Here is a 23,304-nt window from a genome sequence, read left to right on the forward strand (position 1 = left end):
GTAGCGCTTCAAATCGTCGGTGCTCAGGTTATCAGGGCAACAGTCAAAGTAAGCAGCAATACGCCGCACTGCTCGGCTATAGGCATCGATAGTAGCGGGTCGCTTGCCTTGCAGTGTTAAGTTGGTAAGATGTTGTTCATAAAGAAAATCAAAGCGTTGTTGTTCGGATGTGTTCATGACAATACTCCTAGGATTACGACCAAGGCTGGTCGCTACTAGAAAGTATTTAGGATGAGTGAGCAAAGAGGCTTGTTATCTCTTCTGCCGCACAGCGGCTTCGTTCAACAAGCTGTTAAACAAGGACAAAAAACAGTTGGTTTTGCTCCTTCGTCACTAATTTTAACCAACTATTTTTTGCCTGTTAACAGGGCGTTATAACTCACTATGAAATTACACATAACTTTATTTATTTTAGCAACATTGGGATGTTCTTTTGGTTCATACTTTTTTGGATATAAAGTGGGTGCCGAAGACGGGGCTAAGTATACAGTTCAGACGTTTGCCAGTGACTCAATATCTCAAATGAATAAACACACACTAATTTTGGAAGCTTTTAAGCAGGATCGGTTGGACTTAGCTAGGGAAGGTGTTGAGTTACTTGTCAAAAATGATAATGAACACAAGAAAAACATTGAGTCAATCGTAGCTAAGGAGTCATTTGACTTTTGCAAGTTATAACAAGCTGCTAAATCCAGATTCACCAAGGCTGTCATGCCATTTGCTGAGCAAATCGCCCGCCAGCACATGGTTCACTTATTAGCAGGGCGTTATATTTTTCACAAGGATAGGAGTCAATTATGACTATAGTGCACAAAAATGTTATTTCATTTCTGCTAGGCAGTTCTTTTGCTTATCTATTTGTTTGGTTAATTGGTGTTGTTGCTGCAATGCCAGTTCCTGAATTTATTCGGCCATACAATGAGTTTGTGGTTTCGTATTACTCAAACATATTAATCGTCATATTTGCGGCAGTTTTATCATTCATTATTATGTTTGTGGTACGCAAAGTATTCACATTATTTACTAAACAAAATTTATTTTACTTTGCTCTGCCAATAGTTTTATTCTTAACTTATCTTTTGGTATTTTTAAGTTTTGCAGTAGCGCCGTTAATGTTCGCAGCAATACCAACACTTTTAATAGCGGTATTAATTTCTAGCGGCACAAAAAAAATATAACAAATAAGGATAGGCCGCGCGTAGCCGCGTCCTTATTCCGAGTGTTGAACAAGCCCGGGTTTGTAGGAAGTGATACCTTTATATAGTAAATAGCGGCGTGAGAGCTCACGCTGGTTTAGGTCGGGGAGCTTAATTTACACTTTTGGCTAGCCATAGCTATCCCTTAGCACCGACAGCCAATAAGTAAGTCTATATTTTCAAAAGCTTAATCACCTCCTGCGTTTCACTTCTAGCGATCTAAAATTTCAAAATCCTGTTATCTTACTGCTTAAACAGTGGCGTTAGATTGCTAAGTGCTCTGGCTATGAAAGCTTGTCAGTCGCCCCTGCTTTTTTCCATGTACGCCCATAAATGTCATCGGCTGCTGGCAGCAAGAACAAGGCCGTATTGCCGCAATGCGTTTTGCCTCTTCGACTAGGGGACTTCCTACTACTTGAGGCCGTGAACTCGCTTCTTTATTCTTAATATACCAAATATCAGTCTCGGCCAATGAAGTTGCCCAAACGAGGCTTAAAACTTGTTGTCTGACAGGTCAATCAACCGTTTGCGTAGGCCTTGATAATCTCTTCAGCAATAATGGCGATGCCGTCACGCATTTGTGATTCATCTTGCACATAGTTCATTCGCAGGCATTGATGTGCATGTTGCCATGAGGCTTTTTGACCAAAAAAGAAGTATTCCCCAGGGACAATAAGTACCCCCCGAGCCTTTAGCCTGCTGTAAAGCGCCATGGTGCTAATTGGCAGTTGATCAAACCACAGCCAAAGAAACATAGCGCCCTCAGGCTTATGGATCCTAAATCGGCTATCAGTTATTGATTGCTGTAATAATGACACTGCAAATTGCGCTTTTTGCTGATAAAACGGTTTGATGACTGTTTCGCTTAGGCGTAATAAATCGCCTGTGCCTATCATATGGTTAGCAATTGCTGGGCCGACGCCACCAGGGGCGAGGCTGACAATGGCATTTAAGTTGGCCAGTGCTGTTGTGATGGTTTCATTGGCAATAACGATGCCGCAGCGCACGCCGGGTAAGCCAAGTTTTGACAAACTCATGCACAATACTGTGTTGGAGTTCCAAGAAGGCGTCACCTCTTCAAAGATGATATTGGGAAATGGTGTGCCATAGGCGTTGTCGATGATGAGCGGAATACCGTTTTCTTGGGCTAATTTGTCCAATTTAGCTATTTCATCGTCGGTCAGTACATTGCCAGTGGGATTGGTTGGGCGTGACACACAAATAGCCGCTATCGATTCATCGATATTTAGCTGGTCAAAGTCAACATGGTACTTAAACATGCGGTTATCTAGCATCTCGATATCAGGGCGATAGGAGACAAAAATATCATCATCGAGCCCTGCATCACTGTAACCGATATATTCAGGTGCTAACGGTAGCAGAATTTTCTTATGGCTTCCGTCAGGTTGGGTGCCTGCCAGCAGATTAAAAAGGTAGAAAAACGCACTTTGGCTGCCATTGGTGAGGCTAATGTTTTTCTCGGTGATCTCCCAGCCGTAGGTATCGCGTAGCAAAGCTGCTAAGGATTTTAACAAGCCATCTTTACCTTGTGGGCCATCGTAATTACCCAAGGCGGCAATGAGCTCACCACTTTTCAACATTTCTGCGCTAACTTGGTGAAAGTAGTCCTGCATGGCTGGGATGGCCGCGGGATTCCCGCCGCCCAGCATAATGGCCCCTGGCGTTTGTAGGCCATCATTGAGATCATCCATTAAACGAGTAATGCCAGAGTACCGATTAAACTTCTCACCAAACTTTGAAAATTGCATTACGCCCAACACCTTGAAACTAAAATTTGCCATCAATGCTGTCTGTAGTAACAATATTTTGCTGCAAACGCACATGTTTTCTGATTTTTCGTTGCCCTATTTGGGCTACATCATGTTTTGCCGTTGCAATTGATTACTTTGGCGGCGTTCAGCTAGCGATTATTTGGCTGACATCGAGATTAGCGTAGCGCGTTATTAGCCCGCGCTCATTCTTACTAGTCGTCAGTCATGAGTGCTCAAACTCAAACAAAAAGTTGCTTTATCCTGTTGGCGATCTGTTTTCTTATCACTTAAAAGCTCGCCATGTGCCAACGGCGGTGAATAACATTAACTGAGCGGCTTAACGTCATTGCCTATTGAAGCGACATTTCTTACTATAACTGTCATTAGATACGCTCGTATCCTCCTCATTTTTAAACGAGAACTGATGAAATTTATCCATACCTCGGACTGGCATATCGGTCGTCAACTACACAATCAAAGTTTGCTTGACGATCAGCGTCATGTGCTATCTCAAATTGTCGCTTTAGCCAAGACCCATGAAGTGGACGCGTTAGTGGTGGCAGGCGATATCTACGACCGCTCTGTTCCGCCAGCTAACGCGGTTGCCTTGCTCGATGAGATACTCAATCAAGTGGTTAATGAGCTAGGCATCAAAACTATTTTAATTGCAGGTAACCATGATGGTCATGAACGTTTAGGCTTTGCGTCGCGACAGATGCAAGAGAGTGGTTTACATATTACAGGCCCGCTGACGGCTAAGATCAGCCCGATTAAAATCAATAGTCCCAGTGGTGAAGCGCTGTTTTATCCCTTGCCTTATGCTGAGCCTGCGACGGTACGAACGGTTTTTGATTGTGATGCAGCTAGCCATGAAGCCGCGATGGCCACTCTATTAGCCCAAGTATCACATGATGACAGTCAAGGGTTACCTAAAGTGGTGGTAAGTCACTGCTTTCTTGATGGTGGGAGCGAGTCGGACTCAGAGCGCCCTTTGAGTATTGGCGGCGCCGATAAGATATCCCCAAGCTTGTTCAACGACTTTAGCTATACCGCGCTGGGGCATCTTCATGGACCACAATATAAGGGAGCTGAACATATTCGCTACTCAGGCTCTATCTTAAAGTACTCCTTTAGCGAACAGCACCAAAACAAGTCGGTGACCTTAGTTGACATCGATGCGGCGGGAAAGGCAAGTATTGAGCTATTGCCGCTGACGCCACTGCGTGATGTGCGCATCATTGAGGGAGAGTTATCTAAGCTATTAGCCGATGGCATCAAAGACCCACAGCGAGAAGACTATTTGATGGTACGCCTGTCTGATAAGAACGCCATTCTAGATGCCATGGGCAAGTTACGCGCTGTGTACCCCAATGTGTTGCACCTGGAACGTACCGGATTAATGGCTCAAAGTGAACAATTGGCGATACGTGCCGACCATATTAAAAAGGGCGAGCTGGAGATGTTCAGTGACTTTTTTAGCCAAGTCGCCGGTGATGCCATGACGGATGAGCAACAGGCGTTGATGGTTGATATTCTCGACACCCTGCACAAGTCGGAGGATAACCAATGAGACCCTTAAGCCTAACCATGGTGGCATTTGGGCCATTTTCCACTAAGCAAGTCATCGACTTTAAAGCGCTGGGCACAAACCCTCTGTTTTTGATTAACGGCCCTACCGGAGCAGGCAAAACCACTATTCTTGATGCCATCTGCTTTGCGCTCTATGGCAAAACCACAGGAGATGAGCGAGAAGGCGCGCAGATGCGCTGTGATATGGCAAGCGATGAGCTGCTAACTGAGGTGAACTTTAGCTTTCAATTGGGTGAGCGTCACTATCATATCCGTCGCGTCCCCGAGCAGCCTCGAGCGAAAAAAAGTGGAGACGGTTACACCTTACAGAAACCCGAAGCGCAATTAACCTGTATCGAGGCCGATGGCAGCGAAAATTTATTGGTGGCGGCAAAAGTCTCTGAAGCCACTACGCAAATAGAGCAGCTAACGGGGTTAGATGTCGATCAGTTTCGACAGGTAATGGTTCTGCCGCAAGGTAAGTTTCGTGAACTCTTGATGGCGGATTCTAAAGCGCGAGAAAAGATTTTTAGTCAGCTATTTCAAACGCATATCTACCGTCAGATTGAAGACAAATTGAAACAGCAAGCCTTAGGTATTAAAAAAGATGTGGAGGCGATGCGTAACCGCCGCGATGGGGTTCTACAAGGGGCGGAACTTGAAAGTGATGAAGCGTTGGCCAATGAGCTTGAGACATTAGCACCTGAGCTTGACAGTGCCGTGGCGAAAAAGGCTGAGATAGATAAACAAGTTCAACAGGTGAATCAACAGCTGGAGCAGGCAAAACAATTAAGCGATGAGTTTGCTTCGCTAGCGCAACTTAATGTATTGGCTCGGCAACTCGATGAGCAAAAAACACAAAACGATCAGCAAGAAGCGCAGTTACTCGCAGGGCGTAATGCCAAACTGCTGCAGCCTGTTTTTCAAGCCGTTGAGTCGCGAAAACTTGAGTTAACTCAGGCCTCTGAGCTGCAGCAAAAGTTGCAACGCCATCAACAGCATAGCCAAGACTCGCTGAATCAAAGTTTAGCTGCCATAGCAAAGCTCCCTGATTTAGAAGCTCAGCAGCAACAGATATTGAACACAGCCCAGCAGCGCCGAGCATTATTGCCACAATTGCAACAGCTTGAGCAACTGAACGTCCATGTGAGTGATTGTCAGCAACAGATGGCTAAGGCCGAGCTGCAAGGAAAACAGACAAAAACAACACTGGCAAAGTTAAATGATGACAAGCTCACCGCTCAAGCGCGCGTCCCACAACTAAAAGCCGATAGTCAGCAGTTACTGGTGTTGCAACAACAGATAAGCGATACCAAACATCATGCTCAGCTTTATGCTCAGTGGTTACGCGGTCGCACTGAGATTGAGCAAATTCATGCTCGCTTGCTAGCGGCAAAAGCGCGGGGCGCACAATTAAATACGCACCATGAACAATGCGAAATTTATAGCCAAACCTTGACGCTGCGCTGGCATCAGGGCCAAGCGGCTATCTTAGCCGCACAGTTATCAAAGGGAGAGGCTTGTCCTGTTTGCGGCAGTCTTGAGCACCCACAGTTGGCACAAAGTGAACAGGTGGTACCGACCGATGAGGAGCGCGAAGCGGCGCAAGCCAATGAGCAGAGGGCATTGACTGAGCTGACCAATGCGCGATCCGATTATCGCCAGTTAAAAGAGAAACTTAAAGAAGTCGAGCAAAGAAATAGTGAGTTAGGCGAGCAGTTACCCGGTATCGACAGGCTTACACAGGCTAGCTTAGAGTCTGCCTTAGCCCAGCTTGAGCAACAATTTGCGGAGGCGACAAAAGCGCAGCAACAACTGGCGGAGATAGAAAACAGTCTTTCGGCCATGCAACAGCAAGAGTTGCAACTTAATCAGCAGCTTGATCAAGAGCGTGAACACTTTCGCCAACGAGAAAAACAGTTTAATGAAAGCGCAGGCCAGCTTAAACAGTTGCAGGCGGCAATACCGCCAGAGCTGGTAAATTTAGCGGCGCTAGAGCAAGAGATCACTAAGCTAGAGCAAACAGCTACGCAGTTAAAGGTACAAATCTCATCTTTGCGTGAACAACATACACAAGTTGAGCAGCAATCTGCCAGCGCTGCGGCGCAGCTGCAATCGGCCAATGAAACATTGGCCAGAGCCAATGAGCAATTTCAGCTCGCGCTCAGTGAGTTTGAACGACAGTTGCAAACCTCAAAGTTTGACTCTTTATCGGCTTTCCAACTGGCCTTGGTAACTGACGATGAGATGGCGACCTTGGCGCAGCAGATTAAGCAATATGAGCAGCAATGTATCACCAATCAAGCCAATATTGCCCAGTTAACGGCTAAGCTCGTCGACTGTACCTTGCCCGATATCGCTGCCATCACTGAGTGTAAGACTCAACGAGAGACGCAGCAGCAAGGCGCCCTTGATGCGTGGCAGCAATTGAGCGGGCGTATGCGTCAGCTCGCGCAAACCGCGGAGCAGCTCAAGAGCTTAGATAGGCAATCTGAAAAGCTTGAAGCCCAGTATGCCGTTGTCGGCACACTGTCTGATGTCGCCAATGGTAATACTGGCAATAAGATCAGTTTACAGCGATTTGTCCTCAGTGTGCTGTTAGATGACGTGTTGCTTGAGGCGAGTCAACGCTTGCAACTAATGAGCAAAGGGCGCTATCGCTTGTTACGTAAAGAGGACCGAGCGAAAGGCAATAAGGCGTCTGGTTTAGAGCTTGAGGTGGAAGATGCATACACTGCCAAGGTGCGCTCAGTCGCGACGCTCAGTGGTGGTGAGAGCTTTATGGCTGCGTTGTCGATGGCTCTTGGGTTATCTGACGTAGTGCAGGCTTATGCTGGCGGCATTAAACTCGACACCCTGTTCATCGATGAGGGATTTGGCAGTTTGGATCAAGATTCTCTGGAGTTAGCCATTCGTACCTTAATGGATCTGCAATCTGCCGGACGTATGGTTGGCGTGATCTCCCATGTGACCGAGATGAAAGAGCAGATTGCCAGCCGTATTGATATTGTTAAATCGGCCACAGGCAGTGAGGTTGAGCTGGTTCTGCCTTAAAGCTTATTTCAGACGATTGACCAGAGCTGATAAGTGAAACGTGCTGTAATGGCACGTTTTTTATGCCGTGTTATCGAGCATTTGTTGAGAGATTCAGTTGAGGCAGATTTTTATACTGACAATATGTGCGCTGGATCTGTTTGTAAAATGCATTATTTTTGATATAAATGGAGCTCAACCCTCTGGCCATAGGCTTTTTAGGGGCAAATGATAACCATAATAATGAAAGTTGAGGCATAGGTTGCGCGCAGGTAAATTTTCTATTTTTAAACTGTCTCCAGCTCGTTTAATGGCATTACCATCCCCCCATAAAAAGATATTAATGGGGGCGAGTTTAATCGTCGGTATCGCACTGCTTTGGCCATCGCAAAAGCAAGTCATACCGCAACGTATTCCCGTGGCGTTAGATATTGAGTCATTGGTAGCGGCTATAGCCCAGCCAGATGAGGCCACATTGGTTGAAAGTACTCCCGATTTTGTTAAGACGATTGTCTCAGGTGACACCTTAAGTGGCCTGTTTATGGAAGCGAATGTCGATCAGCAGACCATGTATAAAGTGCTTGAGGCCGATTTAAATGTACTGGCCTTAGACACGCTACTACCAGGTAACAGCATCCGTTTTTGGCTCGATGATAGCGGTCAGTTAGATAAGCTTGAGTTGTACTTCAATGCCGCGCGGCAAGTGGTGTTTAGCCGCTACGAAGAGGGTGGCTTTAAAGTTGATGAGATTAATATCGATGGAATTTGGCAAAATCGTGCGCTAAGCGGCGATATTCAAGGTTCCTTCTATCTTTCGGCGCAGCGCATTGGGTTAAATGCTGGTGAGATCCAACGTATCGAGTCGTTGCTTAAAGAGAAGCTTAATTTTGCCCGCGATCTCCGTGCTGGCGATGCTTTTTCAGTGTTGATGAGTGAGCAGTTCATTGATGGCGAAGCCACGGGGAACAGTGACATCTTAGGGATACATATTCAGCGTGGGCGCAGTAGCATTGATGCCTACCAAAACAGTGATGGTAACTTCTATGATGCACAGGGACGTAGCTTAGCCAGAGCGTTTCAGCGTATTCCCCTACAAAAGAATTATCGCATTAGTTCGCGCTACAATCCCCATCGCCATCATCCTGTGACAGGCCGCACAGCGCCCCATAACGGCACTGACTTTGCCACCCCTATTGGGACGAAAATTGTCGCGCCAGGGGATGGGATTGTCTCTTTGGTGACCGACCATCGTTTTGCGGGCAAATATGTGGTGATTGAACACGGCAATAAGTACCGCACTCGTTATTTGCATCTGTCAAAAGCACTCGTGCATAAGGGACAGCGTGTTTCTCGTGGTCAAGTTATCGCATTGTCAGGCAATACCGGCCGTATCACAGGCCCACATCTGCATTATGAGTTTCATGTCAATGGTCGCCCTGTGGACCCGATGAAAGCCAATATTCCTATGGCGAGCAAGTTATCTAAAAAGCAGATGAATGAGTTTGAACAGTTGGTAAGAGTTCGGCAGATGATCATGGGTCAAAGCTGAGGCCATTTTGCCCTGGTAAATGCCACATTATGTGGCATTTTTTATGCCTGAGCTTCAAGCTCCAACATGGTTAGCCATAAGCGAAGATCAAATTCTAACTGGTGATAATCACCTTCCATATGGCAGCAGAGCTGATAAAAGGCTTTGTTATGATCTTTCTCTTTTAGGTGAGCGAGTTCATGTACCACCACCATTCTTAACAGCGGCTCTGGCACATACCTAAGCTTCGACGAAATGCGTATTTCATTTTTTGATTTGGTCTTGCCACCATGGTTTTTAGCAATATAACTGTGTAGCCCCAACGCTTGCTTCTTCAAGGTGATCTTGTCGTCATAGAGCACTTTATTCAGTGGTTGAGATTTTTTTAAGTAACGATTTTTCAGTGCGATGGTGTAGTCGTACAGCGCTTTGTCGCTGCGTATATCGTGGATCTGTGGATAGCGTTTTTCAAGTGCCGCACGCAGCCTGTTTTCTGCAATAAGAGTGTCAATCTGTGCGAGCAGTTGTGGGCTGTAACCCTGAAGGTAGTTTAGAGTGGTCATAATTATTGAGATGATCCGGGCAGTGTCTTGCCCGGATCGACAGAGGGCTAGGCTTCTTTGGCGAAGATGCGTTGATTGTGGTAAGCGTACGCTACTTCGAAAGACACTTTTTGAAAGCGCTTAAGATCCAATCCATCAAAATCAACCATAGGTGGGTTACGCTTAAGCTGCTCTTTGATGGTCACGGGTGACATTAACGCTACAGGTAATCCACAAAGCTGGATGGCGGCTTCCATTTTAAAGCTGGTGGCACTACCTGCTAGCTTACCTTTTTGTTCGCGCTCGATAATCACCACTTCGTTGACTTTGTAGTCTTCCATTAGTTTAGAAAAGGCGAAGTGAAACTCTTTGATTGATTCGGTCGCGGCCGAATTTGATACCGTTAATGAACGAGAACGGCATTCTGGCACGTTAAAGGTTTCACCTTCATAACTTAATAAACTGATGATGGCTTCGCCACCTTTTAACTCAACGCCACAAACTCTCATGATAAACCTAATAAAAAAACCATAATGACGCTTATTGTAACCTTTATACCAGTCAGTATAAAGATCTGTTCGCTCAGGGAAGGGTAAGCGCTTCAGCACCAAGGTCTTTAATTGCTCCAGCTTTAAAGACGTTCACAACGTCCTTGTTGTTTGCTATGAGTGATGAAGATACTTGTTCTAGGTTTAAGCTTGTTAACACTGCATCGGATACCGCTGCCTACTCCTGCGTTGGCTGGCCTCACAATGGAGCAAGTCTTCTGTTATCCATTCGCCTTGATTTAATTGTCAAAAAACAGGCTGAGTCGATGATATGCTTCTACTGGTATTATTCGCTAATACGGCTGTGGTTGCCGACTGAGGTTCAGCGAGAAAATGATTTTTTAAGATATTGACGAGGGAAGGATAGGGACAACCTAGTGGCTATGATGCAAACAGGTGGCTATTAACCACCTGCTCCGAGGGCGATATTTACTCTTCAGGAGTGTCTTGTAGTTTAGATTTAGGCTTGCGTAACATGGGCGCATCACCAACATCTATACCAGTAATAAAGCGTTTGTCGCGGTTGTCCTTCGCTTTGGCCTGAGGTTTAGACTTGTTTGATTTAGCGTTGGATTTGGCCACTTTTTTAGTTGCGGTTTTACTATTTTTAGCTTGTTCTTTTAAGCCACTGAATTTGGGTTTTAGTCCCTCGACTTCGCTAAGCTCAAACTTTTTGCGCAGGAACAGTTGCACTTGCTTAAAGTTGTCCCAATCTTTGGGGCCCACTAAGGATATCGCGTCGCCTTTGGCACCCGCGCGGCCAGTACGCCCGATACGGTGAATATACTCTTCGGCAAACTTTGGCATATCAAAGTTGATCACTAAGGAGACATTAAGAAGATCAAGGCCGCGTGAAGCCACATCTGTGGTGACTAATATCTGTTGCTGACCACGGCTGAATTTATCCATGATCTGATTACGTGCCGTTTGTTTTAATTCGCCACTGAGTGAGGCGGTGGTAAAACCTTGCTCAGCCAGTTTGGTTGCGAGTCTATCTGTGTCGCCACGGGTTGCGGTGAAGATGATCACCTGTTTTTGTTGATCTTGCTTGAGCAGTGCAATCAGTAGCTGTTCTTTATGATCTAAGTGATCACATAGATAGATTTTTTGGCTGATATCTTGGTTTTCCACATGGGATGCACCAATAGAGACATGTTCAGGTTCTTTTAGTAGCTCACCAGCAATTTCGTTAATGTCACCATGATCTAAAGTGGCAGAGAACATCAACGTTTGGCGGCGCTTATGGTCCGCCGCTTTGTTGATGGCACGCAGTTGATCGGCAAAACCAAGGTCAAGCATTCTGTCTGCTTCGTCTAGAATCAATAGCTCTAGACCATTGAGATGCAAATGGTTTTGTTTGAGGTGATCGGCTAAACGACCAGGGGTGGCGACCACAAAGTGTGGATCGCGCGCCAAACCTTTGGCTTGATCATTGAAGTTTTCCCCGCCGAGGATCTTCATCGCTTTATATTGGGTGTTTGCGACAAGTAGACGCAGCTGACTATAGACTTGAGTGGCTAACTCTCGTGTCGGCAGCAAAATCAACACGCGCGGGTCGCGTTTACTCAAGGCCTTCTTTGAGATAACTCTTTGCATGGCTGGTAGCAAGAAGGCTAAGGTTTTCCCTGAGCCTGTTTTTGACGACGCCATTAGATCTCTTCCCGATAGGCCTACAGGTATCGATTGCACTTGGATCTCGGTCGGCTTTTCGATGCCCATATGTTCAAGGCTTGTTAGTAGGCGTTTATCGAGTGAAAAATCTGAAAATTGCAAAGGTGTGCTCCAAAATAACAGTAAGCGCGCATTATACATTGAGTTATCGGTTTGAGCCATTAGCTTAAGGGGGCGCAAAGAATTTAGTCTGTGATCTGACTGTCAGATTGAGTCGGCATTTATTTAGTCTGCCCCACACAATGGTGTTAAAAGGGGCTCAAGGTTAGTGTTATGCTAGCGTCAGGCACTGGGTGTTTTAGCCTTCTTTGGAGTAATCATGGCAAAAATTGGTATTGCGCTCGGTAGTGGCGCTGCAAAAGGGTGGGCGCACATAGGTGTGCTGAATGAGCTTGCTAAGTTAGGGATTAAACCGGATAAGGTGGCAGGTTGCTCTATTGGAGCGGTAGTCGGCGCGGCCTATGCGCAAAACGCGCTGCCCGAACTTGAGCATTGGGTGCGCAGCTTCTCAAGTTGGGATGTGCTGGGGCTGATGGATTTAAGCTGGCGTAAAGGCGGGTTAATCGGTGGCGAGCGCGTCTTTGATGTCATGCAGCAACACATTGGTGAAATCGATATTGAGCAGATGAACTTGCCTTATGCGGCGGTTGCCACTGACCTTTATAGTGGCCAAGAGGTATGGTTTCAACGAGGAAACCTTCGTCATGCGGTACGTGCCTCCTGTTCAATGCCGGGAATTTTATCGCCAGCAAAAATGGGTGACCGTTGGTTAATCGACGGCGCGGTGGTCAACCCTGTACCTGTGTCGGTGAGCCGAGCCATGGGCGTTGATTTTGTGATAGCCGTAGATCTTCATGGTCATCGAAAAGCTCGCTTGAAAGAGTTACCTGTGTCTATCTCCTCCACGATTGATGCGCAAACTGACACGGCATCTGAGCATCAAGGGCAAGAGGTTGGCTTTATGGATCTGCTGGCCAGAGGGCGCGATTATGTTTCTGGTTTGACCGATAAGTTCTCGTTAGGTAATCGCAGTGAACCGGGAATGCTCGCGGTGATGTCGCAATCTATGGATATTTTAGAGCAGCGCCATAAACGGGTGCGGTTAATGGGAGATCCGCCAGATATTCTTATCACGCCGAATGTGGTTGAGATTGGTACCATGGAGTTTCATCGCGCGGATGAAGCGATAGAGGCTGGTGCACAAGCAGTGAGACAGGTTGCGCACATTATTGAGGCGGCACTGGCGCAAGACTAATACCAATCAGGATAAAGATTCAGTGCTAAGCAAGATTGTAGCGAGGCGAGGCCCTTAATAACTCATCGGCGCGAGCATTCTGCTTAGCTTGAACTTTTATATCCATTTCGTTGTGCATTGAGGCCATTGATAACACCGGATCTGCACAGATGAAGAGATGCGTTAAGTATGAGGGGGAGCGTCAAGACCATCTTAATGGCTACGAGTGAGGCACATCGTCTACTTAGGTTTAAGCCCATTAATAAGGCATCGGGTGCACAAAAACTCACTGAGTAGATCAAATGTTTATATTGATGGGTATCTGGGCAAGGTATTGATGAGGAGTGGAGGTATGATTCATTTACTCCTTTGCCTACTCAAAGCTTAAGAAGATCTTACTTTTTAGGCTTCATTATTGGGGTTAATTACTTTTGGCGATGAAAACGGCGCACTTTTTGCTTTAATGCTTTCATTCATCAGCAGTCGTCGAATTTTTGACAATGAATCCAATTAGTCAGGTAGCAACACCACCAAGTAGTAATGTTTTGTTGACAGAGGCTTATGGCGCGTCAGTGCCGGCAGAGTCGAAAACGCAAACCAGCCAGAGCGCTGATAAAGTGAGCTTGTCTGGTCAAGCGGCTAAGGCGAAACCTGAAGGTGCGTCGATAAAACAGGAAGAAGTGTCATTTTCACCTCGGGCGGTTAGGGCGCAAAAGATTGAGGCGATGGCGAAAGACTTTTTTGCTGATGGCCAGTTCAGTACTGCCGATATCCCAAAATTGATCCAACGCTTACATCAAGATGGCATTTTATCTGATGGGCAGTTAAATCGGTTAAGTGCAGCCGGTTTTGAGATCCCTCAAGGTAACCAAACGCCTGAAAGCTTGATGCAATTTATTGATAGACAGAAAGAGCAATTGAGCAAAGCTGAACCTGATAATGTGTTACTTAAGGTGCTTGACGATGCCAAGCATGTGCTTGAGCAGATGGACACCGCTGATGGCAAAGAAACTTGCCAATTAGCTGCGAGAGTTTCGGCGCAATTGTCGGTGTTTGTTAATGGCGATGTGGCGATGAGCGAGGCTGACAAACAGCAGTGGCAAGGATTGAAATCGACCATGCAATTGGCTGCTTCAATGGGAAATTCACAACAATCTAGTGGCCAATTAAGCAGCTATCTAGCCTTATCTAAACGAATTACGTAATTTATCCACAGCTTGTCCCGATTTTTTACATTATCTAGCTCTCTTTTCTCCTTCGGTCAAGGTCACTTTGATAGATAAGTGGCCTAGTTGGCAGTAATCTTTTGTCGCGAAATTCCATCGGTAAAATCATGATCTGGATCAAGGTACTCTAGGCCGCTTTGTAGCTTAATACGCTACATCTTGTGCCGTAATGGTTGGTTGGCACTATATATGGTGTTATTTTGGCCATTACTTGAGGAGATATTAAACAATGCCAGTAGTTATTAAGCGGGATGGTTACCGCACGCCTTTTGACGAAACAAGGATTAGAGATGCTGTGATTGCAGCGGCAAACTCGGCAGGTATTGATGATGTTATTTATGCGACGCAAGTCGCGACTCAAGTTGCCAGCGCCATGGCTGATGTCGAGGAAGTCGATATCCATGATCTGCAAGATGTGGTCGAAAATCATTTGATGGAAGGGCCGTATAAATCTTTGGCCCGTGTTTATATTGAATACCGCCACGATCGTGATGTTCACCGTGAAGTGAGCAGCCGTCTTAATCGCGAGATCCGTGGTCTTGTGGAACAGAGCAATGCGGCGCTGCTCAATGAAAATGCCAACAAAGATGCAAAAGTGATCCCGACCCAACGAGATCTGTTGGCAGGCATTGTGGCCAAACACTATGCTACACGTCATATTTTGCCTAAAGATATTGTGTCGGCCCATGAAGCCGGTGAGATCCACTATCACGATCTCGATTATGCGCCATTTTTCCCAATGTTTAACTGCATGCTTATCGATTTAGCCGGTATGTTGACCCATGGCTTTAAGATGGGGAATGCAGAAATTGAAACGCCTAAGTCAATCTCAACCGCGACAGCAGTGACGGCGCAGATTATTGCCCAAGTTGCGAGCCATATTTATGGCGGTACGACTATCAATCGTATCGATGAGGTGCTGGCACCGTTTGTCGCAAAAAGCTATGACAAGCATTATGAAGTCGCCCTCAAATGGGGGATCACCGATGCAAAAGCCTTTGCAACAGCCCAGACTGAAAAAGAGTGCCATGATGCGTTTCAATCGCTAGAGTATGAGGTCAATACACTGCATACCGCCAATGGTCAAACTCCCTTTGTGACCTTTGGCTTTGGTCTTGGTACTTCATGGGAGTCGCGCCTAATTCAAGCGTCTATGATGAAAGTACGCATGACAGGTTTAGGTAAAAACCGTAAGACTGCGGTTTTCCCTAAGTTGGTCTTTGCGATTCGAGATGGCATTAACCATAAAACGGGTGATTGTAACTACGATATCAAACAGCTTGCGCTGAAGTGTGCCACGATGCGCATGTATCCCGACATCCTTAACTACGAACAGGTAGAAAAGGTAACAGGTTCATTTAAGACCCCAATGGGTTGTCGCAGTTTTTTAGGCACTTATGAGGAAGAGGGCGAGCTTGTCCACGAGGGGCGCAATAACTTAGGTGTCGTGAGCATTAACTTGCCGCGAGTAGCATTAGAAGCGGCAGGTGATGAGCTGCGTTTCTTCGATATTCTCGATGAGCGTTTAGCCATTGCTAGACGTGCACTCGATACCCGTATCGAACGCTTAGAAGGGGTGAAAGCTCGCGTAGCGCCAATCCTTTATATGGAAGGTGCTTGTGGCGTACGTTTGCGTGCCGATGATGAGATCTCCTCCATCTTTAAAAACGGCAGAGCATCTATCTCGTTGGGCTATATCGGCTTGCATGAAACGGTCAATGCACTCTATGGTAGCGATACCCACCTATTTGATAGCGAACAACTTCGCAGTAAAGCGATTGCGATTATTGAACGCATGAAAGCTGCAACTATTCGCTGGCGCGAAGAGTCTGGCTATGCATTTAGCCTCTACAGTACGCCAAGTGAAAACCTCTGTAGTCGATTCTGTAAACTCGATACTAAAGTGTTTGGGGTGGTTAACGGGGTAACGGATAGAGGCTATTACACTAACAGTTTCCATCTCGATGTTGAGAAAAAGGTTAACCCTTACGATAAGTTGGATTTTGAGCAGCCATACCCGGCACTCACCAATGGTGGGTTTATCTGCTACGGCGAATACCCTAATATGCAACACAACATCGAAGCGCTTGAGGATGTATGGGATTATAGTTATAGCCGAGTGCCTTATTACGGTACTAACACGCCGATTGATGAGTGCTATGACTGTGGTTTTACTGGTGAGTTTAGCTGCACCAGTAAAGGGTTTACCTGCCCTAAGTGTGGTAACCATGAGCCAAGCCGTGTATCAGTCACTCGACGAGTGTGCGGTTACTTAGGCAGTCCAGATGCAAGACCGTTTAATTTCGGTAAGCAGGAAGAAGTTAAGAGACGAGTGAAGCACCTTTAAGCTTGTTATGTGACAACTCTGATAAAAAGACGCCACAGAGGCGTCTTTTTGGCTCTGCTAAACGTACGTTATTGATGCCGTTTAGCGAATCTGATTAGGTGGCATAATTTAGATGAATTACCAGCAATATTTTCCACTTGATGTGGTCAATGGCCCAGGCACTCGCTGTACTTTGTTTGTGTCAGGCTGTGAGCATCAATGCCGTGGCTGCTATAACCAGAGTACCTGGAACCCCTGTTCAGGCCATGAGTTTGACCGTGATATGGTTGCGCAAATCATTAGCGATCTAAAAGATACTCGTGTTAAGCGCAGAGGATTATCGCTGTCTGGTGGCGATCCACTGTTTCCCGCTAATGTACCAGCTATATTGGCGCTGGTTCAGCTGGTCAAACGTGAATGTCCCGACAAAGATATTTGGCTGTGGAGCGGTTATCTGCTTGAGGAACTCAGCGCCGAGCAGAGCCAAGTACTCGACTATATCGACGTGTTAGTCGACGGCAAATTTGAGCAGCAGCTTGCCGACCCTAGTCTGCAATTTCGTGGTAGTAGTAATCAGGTTATCCACCATCTCAAGCAATAGTGTATAATGTGCTCCGGAGCGTTAAACACCACCAGAAACGGGTTCTGATCGTGTTTACATTATAGCTATATTTTAAGGCAAGTTAATGAATTTAAAGCAAGAGTTACAGCAACTTAATGATCGTTTAGACAAGTGTCGTCGTAAATTGGCCGCAGCCGAAAAGCGTGGTGATCAGGCGGTTATTTTACAGTTTAAACAAGAGATCAATGCGGTAACTAAGCAAATTGCCCATGTAAAAGGTCAGCATACACGCCAATTGAATAAGCAAGGCGGCGATGTAAAAGCACTGCCGTTTAGTCGTGTGCTCACTAAAGCTGAGCAGGCTGATATGGGGAAATTGAAAAAGTCGGTAAAAGGTTTAGTTGTGGTTCATCCTATGACAGCGTTGGGTCGTGAGATGGGACTGACTAAAGTGACCGGTTTTGCACCTAAAGAGTTTTAGTCGGCTGTTTTTTATTCTGCGATTGAGATGGCGTGAGCGGTGTCATATCCCTTTGATGCAGCAAGGCGTATCCTGACAGGCCACCACACACCTTAAAGGTGAAGCAATAGCCGATTAAACGACTCGGCTATTTCACTGATAGGTAAAAACACTTAGAATGCTCGGTCTGAATTTGAGTAACGTCAGTTGCTTATGGGTTAGTTGCTCAAGACGTATCGGAACGAGCGAGTTGTAAAGGTTATTTCATGTCGATTAAGTATGTCGCCACTTCAAAACTACCGACCCCTTGGGGTGTATTTGCTATGCATGGTTTTGAAGATACCGAAACAGGTAAGGAACATGTCGCACTGACATTCGGTGAACTTGATGCCAACGCCCCAATGCTTGGGCGTATTCATTCTGAATGTCTAACCGGCGATGCACTGTTTAGCTTGCGTTGCGATTGTGGCTTTCAGTTGCAGACGGCGATGCAAAATATAGCAGAAGCAGGTCAGGGCTTTATCTTGTATCTACGCCAAGAAGGTCGCGGCATAGGTTTGCTCAATAAGATCAGAGCGTATGAGCTGCAGGATCAAGGCGCTAACACAGTTGAAGCCAATGAGCGTTTAGGTTTTGCTGCCGATATGCGTAAATATGACATGATCAAACCTATGATGGAGATGATAGGTGTGCATCAGGTCAAATTGATGACTAACAATCCGCGAAAAGTAAAAGCGATGCAAGATCTCGGTATCCAAGTGATAGAGCGTGTGCCGTTGCAAGTGGGTAAAAATCGTTATAACGAAGGTTACTTGAAAACCAAGTCGACTGAACTTGGGCATATGATGTCTGAGCATCACTTTGTTGATGAAGACACCAGCAAATAAACTTGGCGCTGTAGGCCTGGTGTCTTAGCTGTTAATTATTCTGTTATGGCGGCTAGCTTTTAATTAAGATAGCCGCTATATTTTTGTCTAATTTCTTATAGTTAGGCATATTGCTTGATGAGTCCTTCAAGATCTTTTCGTTCATTATTGCTCTTTTGTTGTTGCGGGAGTTTAGCCTCTCTTTCTCAAGCTGATGAACGCGAAGACTTTACCCATTACGCATTTGCCAACTACCTAGGTAGTGGCTTGTACCGCACCGCAAATCAAAATACTACCGTCATAAATGTGCCGATAAGCTTTACCTTGTCTGAAGATGAACACTCTAGCTTGAGTCTACGCACACCGATATCACTGGGCTTCTTTAACTTTAAATGGCGCGATCTCCCTGAAGGTGATTTTCCGTCGAGTGTCGGTACCGCAACCTTTACTCCCGGTATTGAGTATCGTACTCGAACCGCAGCCAATCATGAGCTTCAGAGCTATGTCGACTTAGGTTATGGCAATAATTTTTCATCGGGTACCGATGTTGCAATTATGTCTGCCGGTGTTTCAAGTCTATTAGATGTGGACTATAAGCAGGCGCGACCCGTTTGGGTCAATCGTTTGTTTTTTGCCGGTTACAGTAGCTTTGACGGTGGGGTAAGTGAGACCTATTCTGCGATTCAATCTGGCATCGATATCGGCACCAATGTCTATTGGCGTTGGGATTGGCTTGGTGTTGAAGTGGAGCCACGTTTGTTTGCCGCAGGGTATTGGTACTTTGATAAACTCAGGTTTGTGATGCCGCTCGGAGAAGATGTCTTGGTGTCACACAGTTTAGAAGTGGGCGCGACGTTGGCTTTTTCTAAGCCGATTTTATGGGAATGGATGGGAATAGATAGAATAGGCTTAAGCTATAGAGCAGGTGATGGGGTTCAGGCATGGCGATTGATATTTGAATTCCCAATATAGCCTTAAAAGTTTAAGGGGCGAACGTCGCCGCCCTAGATCGCTTTATTAGTAGCGCCAACTACTCGCTCTTACCCCAAATATTGGCATTGACTGAACTGGCATCCTTGTCACCGCTGTTTACTGCAGAGGCTGCTGGACGTTCCGATTGCGGCTTAAGTTTTGGCAGCGGCAACTTATTCATCTTCAAATACAGATACTCAACTTTTTCTCTTGCCCATGGCGTTTTACGTAAAAACTTGAGGCTAGATTTAATGCTGGGATCGTGATTGAAGCAGCGAATATCAATACGCTGGCCTAGCTCTTCCCAACCATAGTGGTCGACGAGATCATTGAGGAGTGTTTCGAGTTTTATACCGTGTAAAGGGTTATTCGCTTGGGTCATTGTACGTATTTTGCCACCAGATAAGTGAGGCAATTATAACAGTATTTTATGAGTCGGTGGCAGATAAAAAAAGAGAGCCATATAGGCTCTCTTTTTCATGGTCGCTTGATTATTGGAAGCTTAGCTGCCAAGCATCAATAGTACCAGTATCACGACGTGCACTGTCTACTGCTTTCAGTTTCCATGTGCCTGATGATTCTACACCTGACATATCAACAGTGTAGCTCTTAACGATATCGTTAGCGCTACCGCCACTGTTGTCATGTAACACGGCAATTTGACCCGTCGGGCTGTGTAGCTCAACTTGAAGATCGCCAATGTAAGTGTGAGTGATATTCACCGTCACGCTGACCACTCCAGAGTCGCCTGTGCGTGTTGCTGTGATTGGGCTGGTAATACCCGTTGAGTTGTTATCTGGGATAGCATAACCAGTGCTGTTGGTATAGGTTGCTGCACCGCCTGTGTCACCACCTGTGCTAGGCTCTGTGAAGCTTGCTGTGAGGCTGACACCGCTAAATGCACTGTAACCTTGAAGCATCACATAGTAAGTACCTGCTTGTGCATCAGTCACAGGGCAAGACTCACTATTACCACCTTTCCATGGACGACAGTCGTAGCTGTTAAGTGTCGGCGCAGCGCCGTACTGTACATAAAGGTCCGCATCACCCGAGCCACCATTCATGACGAAGCTCAGATCTTTAGCACCTGCTGGTACTTCAAAGCTGAAATGTAACTCATCACTCTTAGCACCCGCTAGGTCAGTTTTAGCTACACCGTTTGCTAATACGTTGTCACCAGTACCGCCACCATTACCTGGATCGGTAGGGCCGTCACATGAAGCATCTAAATACTCTTTTGCAGCAACTGCATCAACAAGGCCGTAACCTGTTTTGTTATCGCGACCTGCTGCATCTAAGTCTTCGGCTGTTGCCGTTAACGCTGCACGCACTTGTGCTGCGCTACATTCTGTGTGGTAACTCCATACCAATGTAGCTACGCCAGAAACATGTGGCGTGGCCATTGATGTACCGTTGTAGTATTCATAGTCTTCGTTGTTGGTATTGGCAACAGTCACATTAGTGCCGATATGAGCACGTAATGCTTGACCCGTTGTACGGTCAACAGATACCGATACAATAGGTGCTTCATTATTGGTATCGACTAGGAATGGATTTTGTAGACCCGGTAACGTGGTGTTACTGAATACAATGGCAGCTTCAGCGCCCGCATTGTCACAGGCTTTAACGGCATCAATCTCAGGATAACTTGCGCCTTGGTTGCCCACACGCTCAACAAGACAAACTTTACCTGTCATGTTGCCACAGTTAAATGTGCTACCTGAAACCGAACATTCAGCTAATTCTGCAGTGACGGATCCCAAGATAGGAGCGCCAACATGGCTAGTGCCTGATTTAACATAGCGATTATGTGGTACTACGCCATTGTTAAAGTAAGATTGGGCACCAGCGGTAATGTTTGCTAGGCGACCTTCACCACGGGTAACGGTAGATAGAATCGCTTCACCTGGCCCCGAGATTTCCACCTGATCGGTATACTGAGAAAAGGCAGCGTGATCTTTGTTGTTGTCGACTGCAGCAACTGACATGACAGAGTCATACGAGGCCGGATAGCTATGAGTGCTATTGCCATCGTTACCAGCGGCTGCGATGAGTAGTACACCATTGTTGGCATGTGTCGCTAAGGCATTGCGTTCGGTTGTGCTTGAACTTGCCCCACCTAAACTCATGGTTACAACGTTAGCTCCATTGCTGACACAGGTATCAACTGCTGAAACCAGCGACGATGAATAACCCCAACCATCAGCATTAAACACTTTAATGACATGGATGTTGGCATTTTGATTTGGCATGACACCAACAACACCATCATTGTTGGCGATGGCGGCGATGGTACCCGCTACGTGGGTACCGTGAGCGTTGCCGGCACCTGGATCAAACCAATTAGCGGTACCTGAATTATTGGTACCAGTAACATTGTTGCCGCTCAAGTCGCTGTGACTACGATCATATCCCGAGTCAATGATACAGATAGTACGATTGCCCGCGAGGCTGTCACTGAGGGTGGTCGCACCAACATAAGTCTGGCCCCAAGGCGTGGTTTCGCTTAAAAGGCGGCGCGGTGCATCTTCTTCGACAAAGTCGACGTCACTGCGCAGTTTTAATGCCTTAATCGCTTTGGTATCAAGCTGAGCTGTGTAAGCGTTTGAACGACCGATACGCTTCATCTGCTTAGCTTTAACGCTGTTTAGCGCACGATGATGCGAAAACAGTTCATTTACGCGAGGTTCATAATTAGCATCACTTAATTCAACAGAGGCAAGCGCTGCAGCACTCTGTGGATTTTTGAATTTAACGATGTAACGTTTAGGTAGCGGTGATACGTGCGTAAGACGCGCATTGTCCGCTTTAAGTTGAAGTCCTTTTGAAGGTGCTGCGTTAACGTTAGCAGAAATAGCTAAAGCTAGTGCTGATAACGACAAAGCGACCGCAGTTGTTTTTCTAACTGTCATGATTGTCTTCCATTTAAGGTTAGTATTATTAGTTATTATTAGAGTGCTTTACAGCATTACTGCTATAAAACTTGTCACTCGATAGTGAATCTATCTGTTGGTGAAACATTTGTAAATTGTTTGTTAATTATCGAGTTGTTTGTGGTGGTTAGTGGAGGAGGGCAAGCTGAGTGGGTAGGTAAGCTGCAATTGTGACTAAAAAGTCTAAATTTGGTGTTTTGCGTGAATTTCTATTCTAAGTTGGACTCGTGCAGTGAATGTGTCTGATAAGATGGTGATTTTTAGTGTTTTCATCGGCTTGTTGTAAGTTGTTGTTTTTTATTTATTTATTTCCCTTCTATTTGTAATAAGTTATTCCCAAAGGTGATAAGGGGCCGGTTGTTACATTTAGTTGTAACAGTCGACGATGGCTCACTTACCATCAGTATTGGGCAAAAAAAATGGCATCGTCAACGATGCCATTTGGTATGGATAATGTATTTGTATGACTTTATTGCTTATTATGCGCCGCCAATGATTCCAAGCCGCCACCATTATAGGTACGGCCATAGCCTTGTTCGATAAGACTTTGCTGCGCAATACCACTGCGGCGACCGCTGCGACAATAGACGACAACAGCTTGATCTTTTGCAATACCACGTTGTTTGAACTCATTGCTGATGTTTTCAAATGGGATATTTATCGCATTATCTAGGTGGCCCTGCGCAAACTCTTCCGCGGTCCTGACATCGACAACAAGTGCACCATTGTTAATCATCTCCCAAGCAGTGTGAGCATCTTTTTCTGCTGCTTGTGCCGAGAGAGTGAAAGCCATTAAGGCGATGAGCAATAGGCTCCATACCGATGCTATTCGATTAACGATTAATTGAGTCTGGTGTCGCACAATG

20 protein-coding genes and 1 pseudogene are annotated in these 23,304 nt (G+C 46.0%); 12 read left to right on the top strand and 9 right to left on the bottom strand.

Annotated elements, in window-relative coordinates:
- A partial coding sequence (locus tag BEL05_RS03070; RefSeq protein WP_175427312.1) for a phage integrase N-terminal SAM-like domain-containing protein occupies positions 1–177 on the bottom strand: 177 nt, incomplete at its 3' end.
- A 207-nt stretch (positions 178–384) separates the two neighbouring features.
- On the opposite strand from BEL05_RS03070, the gene BEL05_RS03075 reads away from it, so the two are divergent.
- Entirely contained in the window at positions 385–678 is a 294-nt protein-coding gene (locus tag BEL05_RS03075; protein ID WP_069670238.1) for a hypothetical protein, read from the top strand.
- 119 nt (positions 679–797) lie between these two features.
- On the top strand, positions 798–1,178 hold the full coding sequence (locus tag BEL05_RS03080) for a hypothetical protein (protein ID WP_069670239.1): 381 nt from the start codon (positions 798–800) through the stop codon (positions 1,176–1,178).
- A 289-nt stretch (positions 1,179–1,467) separates the two neighbouring features.
- Here the strand turns inward: BEL05_RS03080 and BEL05_RS21145 are convergent.
- A pseudogene (locus BEL05_RS21145) lies at positions 1,468–1,599 on the bottom strand (IS91 family transposase); the annotation flags it as partial.
- 115 nt (positions 1,600–1,714) lie between these two features.
- On the bottom strand, positions 1,715–2,965 hold the full coding sequence (locus BEL05_RS03085) for a valine--pyruvate transaminase (RefSeq protein ID WP_028765490.1): 1,251 nt from the start codon (positions 2,963–2,965) through the stop codon (positions 1,715–1,717).
- A 427-nt stretch (positions 2,966–3,392) separates the two neighbouring features.
- Here BEL05_RS03085 and BEL05_RS03090 point away from each other — a divergent pair, with 427 nt between their 5' ends.
- From BEL05_RS03090 to BEL05_RS03100, 3 genes are all read left to right on the top strand, one after another.
- Positions 3,393–4,538: an exonuclease SbcCD subunit D gene (locus BEL05_RS03090; protein ID WP_069670240.1), complete on the top strand. Its 1,146-nt coding sequence runs from the start codon at positions 3,393–3,395 to the stop codon at positions 4,536–4,538.
- Positions 4,535–7,591: an AAA family ATPase gene (locus tag BEL05_RS03095; RefSeq protein WP_069670241.1), complete on the top strand. Its 3,057-nt coding sequence runs from the start codon at positions 4,535–4,537 to the stop codon at positions 7,589–7,591. The genes BEL05_RS03090 and BEL05_RS03095 overlap by 4 nt, the downstream gene beginning before the upstream one ends.
- 241 nt (positions 7,592–7,832) lie before the next feature.
- Positions 7,833–9,119 (top strand): peptidoglycan DD-metalloendopeptidase family protein, encoded by a 1,287-nt coding sequence (locus BEL05_RS03100; RefSeq protein WP_069670242.1) that lies wholly within the window; start codon positions 7,833–7,835, stop codon positions 9,117–9,119.
- A 41-nt stretch (positions 9,120–9,160) separates the two neighbouring features.
- Here the strand turns inward: BEL05_RS03100 and BEL05_RS03105 are convergent, their stop codons facing one another.
- The 3 genes from BEL05_RS03105 to BEL05_RS03115 all read right to left on the bottom strand — a co-directional run bounded on the left by BEL05_RS03105 (position 9,161) and on the right by BEL05_RS03115 (position 11,961).
- Positions 9,161–9,661 carry a M48 metallopeptidase family protein gene (locus BEL05_RS03105; protein ID WP_028765486.1) on the bottom strand — a complete coding sequence of 167 codons (501 nt, stop codon included), beginning with the start codon at positions 9,659–9,661 and terminating at the stop codon, positions 9,161–9,163.
- Positions 9,662–9,708: 47 nt separating this feature from the next.
- Positions 9,709–10,149 carry a DUF3010 family protein gene (locus BEL05_RS03110; protein WP_028765485.1) on the bottom strand — a complete coding sequence of 147 codons (441 nt, stop codon included), beginning with the start codon at positions 10,147–10,149 and terminating at the stop codon, positions 9,709–9,711.
- Positions 10,150–10,617: 468 nt separating this feature from the next.
- The gene (locus BEL05_RS03115; protein ID WP_028765484.1) at positions 10,618–11,961 is read right to left on the bottom strand and encodes a DEAD/DEAH box helicase; all 1,344 of its coding nucleotides are present in this window, start codon (positions 11,959–11,961) and stop codon (positions 10,618–10,620) included.
- A gap of 217 nt (positions 11,962–12,178) precedes the next feature.
- On the opposite strand from BEL05_RS03115, the gene rssA reads away from it, so the two are divergent.
- From rssA to BEL05_RS03150, 7 genes are all read left to right on the top strand, one after another.
- Positions 12,179–13,114, top strand: a complete 936-nt coding sequence (rssA, locus tag BEL05_RS03120; protein WP_028765483.1) for a patatin-like phospholipase RssA — start codon at positions 12,179–12,181, stop codon at positions 13,112–13,114.
- A gap of 479 nt (positions 13,115–13,593) precedes the next feature.
- The gene (locus tag BEL05_RS03125; RefSeq protein ID WP_069670243.1) at positions 13,594–14,298 is read left to right on the top strand and encodes a hypothetical protein; all 705 of its coding nucleotides are present in this window, start codon (positions 13,594–13,596) and stop codon (positions 14,296–14,298) included.
- Positions 14,299–14,548: 250 nt separating this feature from the next.
- Positions 14,549–16,666 (top strand): anaerobic ribonucleoside-triphosphate reductase, encoded by a 2,118-nt coding sequence (gene nrdD / locus BEL05_RS03130; RefSeq protein WP_069670244.1) that lies wholly within the window; start codon positions 14,549–14,551, stop codon positions 16,664–16,666.
- A gap of 112 nt (positions 16,667–16,778) precedes the next feature.
- A complete protein-coding gene (gene nrdG, locus BEL05_RS03135; protein WP_028765480.1) occupies positions 16,779–17,246 on the top strand; it encodes an anaerobic ribonucleoside-triphosphate reductase-activating protein in 468 nt (155 codons plus the stop codon).
- 85 nt (positions 17,247–17,331) lie between these two features.
- The gene (locus tag BEL05_RS03140; RefSeq protein ID WP_069670245.1) at positions 17,332–17,688 is read left to right on the top strand and encodes a YibL family ribosome-associated protein; all 357 of its coding nucleotides are present in this window, start codon (positions 17,332–17,334) and stop codon (positions 17,686–17,688) included.
- 245 nt (positions 17,689–17,933) lie between these two features.
- A complete protein-coding gene (gene ribA / locus BEL05_RS03145) occupies positions 17,934–18,554 on the top strand; it encodes a GTP cyclohydrolase II (protein ID WP_069670246.1) in 621 nt (206 codons plus the stop codon).
- 117 nt (positions 18,555–18,671) lie between these two features.
- The gene (locus BEL05_RS03150; protein WP_245686930.1) at positions 18,672–19,505 is read left to right on the top strand and encodes a hypothetical protein; all 834 of its coding nucleotides are present in this window, start codon (positions 18,672–18,674) and stop codon (positions 19,503–19,505) included.
- A 58-nt stretch (positions 19,506–19,563) separates the two neighbouring features.
- Here the strand turns inward: BEL05_RS03150 and BEL05_RS03155 are convergent, their stop codons facing one another.
- The 3 genes from BEL05_RS03155 to BEL05_RS03165 all read right to left on the bottom strand — a co-directional run bounded on the left by BEL05_RS03155 (position 19,564) and on the right by BEL05_RS03165 (position 23,300).
- Positions 19,564–19,887 carry a VF530 family protein gene (locus BEL05_RS03155; RefSeq protein WP_069670247.1) on the bottom strand — a complete coding sequence of 108 codons (324 nt, stop codon included), beginning with the start codon at positions 19,885–19,887 and terminating at the stop codon, positions 19,564–19,566.
- A gap of 109 nt (positions 19,888–19,996) precedes the next feature.
- Positions 19,997–22,417: a S8 family serine peptidase gene (locus BEL05_RS03160; RefSeq protein WP_028765476.1), complete on the bottom strand. Its 2,421-nt coding sequence runs from the start codon at positions 22,415–22,417 to the stop codon at positions 19,997–19,999.
- Positions 22,418–22,907: 490 nt separating this feature from the next.
- Positions 22,908–23,300 carry a rhodanese-like domain-containing protein gene (locus BEL05_RS03165; protein ID WP_069670248.1) on the bottom strand — a complete coding sequence of 131 codons (393 nt, stop codon included), beginning with the start codon at positions 23,298–23,300 and terminating at the stop codon, positions 22,908–22,910.
- Positions 23,301–23,304: the final 4 nt, after the last annotated feature.

The sequence above is a fragment of the Shewanella colwelliana genome (genome assembly GCF_001735525.1).
Lineage (GTDB): Bacteria > Pseudomonadota > Gammaproteobacteria > Enterobacterales > Shewanellaceae > Shewanella > Shewanella colwelliana.

What these genes read in the sequence shown, in the direction of transcription:
- BEL05_RS03095 (WP_069670241.1), top strand. Translation starts at nt 4,535, where the DNA reads ATGAGACCCTTAAGCCTAACCATGGTGGCATTTGGGCCATTTTCCACT.
- rssA (WP_028765483.1), top strand. Translation starts at nt 12,179, where the DNA reads ATGGCAAAAATTGGTATTGCGCTCGGTAGTGGCGCTGCAAAAGGGTGG.
- BEL05_RS03155 (WP_069670247.1), bottom strand. Translation starts at nt 19,887, where the DNA reads ATGACCCAAGCGAATAACCCTTTACACGGTATAAAACTCGAAACACTC.
- BEL05_RS03075 (WP_069670238.1), top strand. Translation starts at nt 385, where the DNA reads ATGAAATTACACATAACTTTATTTATTTTAGCAACATTGGGATGTTCT.
- BEL05_RS03160 (WP_028765476.1), bottom strand. Translation starts at nt 22,417, where the DNA reads ATGACAGTTAGAAAAACAACTGCGGTCGCTTTGTCGTTATCAGCACTA.
- BEL05_RS03110 (WP_028765485.1), bottom strand. Translation starts at nt 10,149, where the DNA reads ATGAGAGTTTGTGGCGTTGAGTTAAAAGGTGGCGAAGCCATCATCAGT.
- BEL05_RS03090 (WP_069670240.1), top strand. Translation starts at nt 3,393, where the DNA reads ATGAAATTTATCCATACCTCGGACTGGCATATCGGTCGTCAACTACAC.
- BEL05_RS03140 (WP_069670245.1), top strand. Translation starts at nt 17,332, where the DNA reads ATGAATTTAAAGCAAGAGTTACAGCAACTTAATGATCGTTTAGACAAG.
- BEL05_RS03125 (WP_069670243.1), top strand. Translation starts at nt 13,594, where the DNA reads ATGAATCCAATTAGTCAGGTAGCAACACCACCAAGTAGTAATGTTTTG.
- BEL05_RS03085 (WP_028765490.1), bottom strand. Translation starts at nt 2,965, where the DNA reads ATGCAATTTTCAAAGTTTGGTGAGAAGTTTAATCGGTACTCTGGCATT.
- nrdD (WP_069670244.1), top strand. Translation starts at nt 14,549, where the DNA reads ATGCCAGTAGTTATTAAGCGGGATGGTTACCGCACGCCTTTTGACGAA.
- BEL05_RS03150 (WP_245686930.1), top strand. Translation starts at nt 18,672, where the DNA reads ATGAGTCCTTCAAGATCTTTTCGTTCATTATTGCTCTTTTGTTGTTGC.
- BEL05_RS03080 (WP_069670239.1), top strand. Translation starts at nt 798, where the DNA reads ATGACTATAGTGCACAAAAATGTTATTTCATTTCTGCTAGGCAGTTCT.
- nrdG (WP_028765480.1), top strand. Translation starts at nt 16,779, where the DNA reads ATGAATTACCAGCAATATTTTCCACTTGATGTGGTCAATGGCCCAGGC.
- BEL05_RS03105 (WP_028765486.1), bottom strand. Translation starts at nt 9,661, where the DNA reads ATGACCACTCTAAACTACCTTCAGGGTTACAGCCCACAACTGCTCGCA.
- ribA (WP_069670246.1), top strand. Translation starts at nt 17,934, where the DNA reads ATGTCGATTAAGTATGTCGCCACTTCAAAACTACCGACCCCTTGGGGT.